This is a genomic window from Sphaerochaeta sp. S2, assembly GCF_016406725.1.
Lineage (GTDB): Bacteria > Spirochaetota > Spirochaetia > Sphaerochaetales > Sphaerochaetaceae > Sphaerochaeta.
Map to the genome: position 1 here is coordinate 1 of NZ_JAEKNT010000348.1, position 1,845 is coordinate 1,845.

Below are 1,845 nucleotides of genomic sequence, written 5' to 3' on the forward strand. Positions count from 1 at the left end.
CGATCAGCGAGCAAGGCGATGATAAGACCGAAGCCGACTGCCCCGCCGGTTCCGATGATCAACCACAGGAGATTGTTCATGAATGATTCACGCATCTTGGAATCGGTAAAAGCGAACACATAGTTCGCGAGTCCTACGAAATTCTTCGACTGTGCATCAAAGAAACTCAGGTAGAGTGATCTCACGGTAGGGATAAACAGATACCAAGCCAGGATCAGCAGTGCTGGTCCTACAAATATGATCGGCTGCAGCTTCTTGGCAGTCGTAACACTGGTTCTATTGATAACCCAATCAGCTACCCAGAACAGAAGAGCAATCCCACCAACACCCCACACAATAGCGATGATTGCAATTATTCCTTGTGGAGCATTGCTATCCCGTAAGAAGATGAAACCAACCCACAATACAAAGAACACCCCAACAAGCACAAGAACAGAAAATGCTATACGACCAAGTTTTGCGAGGGTTGATGTAGGTTTCCCTTGTCTTTCAATTGTTGTCATGGACGTTCCCCTTTGAGAGTACGATACAAGAGCACCGGCAGAAAGTGCTACTTCTCTGCCGGCGCAACACATCGTCTACTTATTCCGGCCAGGATTTCTGAACATCGCTCAACATGGCATCTAGGCTCTTGCCGTTGACCCAGTCAACAATACCAGTCCAGAAGGAACCTGCACCAACTTGGCCCGGCATCAGATCGGAAGCATCAAATCTGAAGACCTTGGCATTCACCAGGGATTCAGCAAGTGAGCGTTCAATCTCATTCGGGTAGGCATCCAGATCCTGGTTCAGATAGGGGAAGAGAGCTCCGCCTCTCTTTGCCCAAATCTCACCAGACTCCCAAGTTGCCAGGAATTCCATGAACTCACGAACTTCAGGGCGGTCATTGAAAACAACAAACTGGTCACCACCACCAAGGATAGGAATACCAAATTCATCATTGATACCAGGAAGTGGGAATACTCCTACTTCTTCCTCAAGATTTGCCTGAATGTCATCCTGGAGGAACGAGGTTACAAAGTTACCCTGTCGATGCATCCAAGAGCGTGGAGGATTCTCAAACATGGTTCGTGGTGAATCAGTATAACTCTGGGTAAGAATGGTATTGGTTCCACCATAGACATATTTTGGATTCAACCAGATATCGCCAATTACTTCAAAGGCTTCTCGAACCTCAGGTGCATTGAATGCGATCTCATGGTTTACCCATTTGTCATACACATCAGGGCCAGCGGTTCTGAGCATGACATCCTCAACCCAGTCGGTACCAACCCAACCTGTTGCTCCACCGGCTTCAATACCGATTGACCAAGGGGTATGTCCATTGGCGACCATTTTGTCCATCAGGGCGATCATTTCATCCCATGTGGTAGGAACTTCATAGCCTTCCCTTGCCCAAGCTTTCTTGGGATACCACACAAAACTCTTTGCATTTACACGGTGGAATACGCCATAAGGGGTGCCATCATAGGAACCCAGGTCCTTCCAAACCGGTGCATAGTTTGCATCGACTGTTTCCAGCAGGGAGTCCCACATTGGAACCAGATATCCCTGGGAAGCAAAGTTATACATGAGACCAGGCTGGGGAAGTGCTGCGATATCTGGGGGATTACCACCCTCAACACGTACACTGATCAGCGTCTCAAAGTCCTTCGATCCTTCGTAGATTACATCGATTCCTGTCCGTTCCTCGAATGGCACGATTGCCTCTTCAAAACGTCTCAGTTCTTCATCTACGAAAGCTCCAAACACCTGTACGACCTTCTTGTCGTCTTCTTTGGTGTCAGCTTGTCCAGCAGCAAATGCTGATGGTAGAACCACCAATGCAATGAGTAACACTACTAC

Annotated in this window: 1 protein-coding gene and 1 pseudogene; both read right to left on the reverse strand. The window is 48.0% G+C overall.

What is annotated here, in order from left to right; translation table 11 throughout:
• Nucleotides 1–503 (reverse strand): annotated as a pseudogene (locus JF818_RS10105) (sugar ABC transporter permease); the annotation flags it as partial.
• 79 nt (nt 504–582) lie between these two features.
• Nucleotides 583–1,845: ABC transporter substrate-binding protein (locus JF818_RS10110; protein WP_198891889.1), on the reverse strand; the 1,263-nt coding region annotated here is incomplete at its 5' end.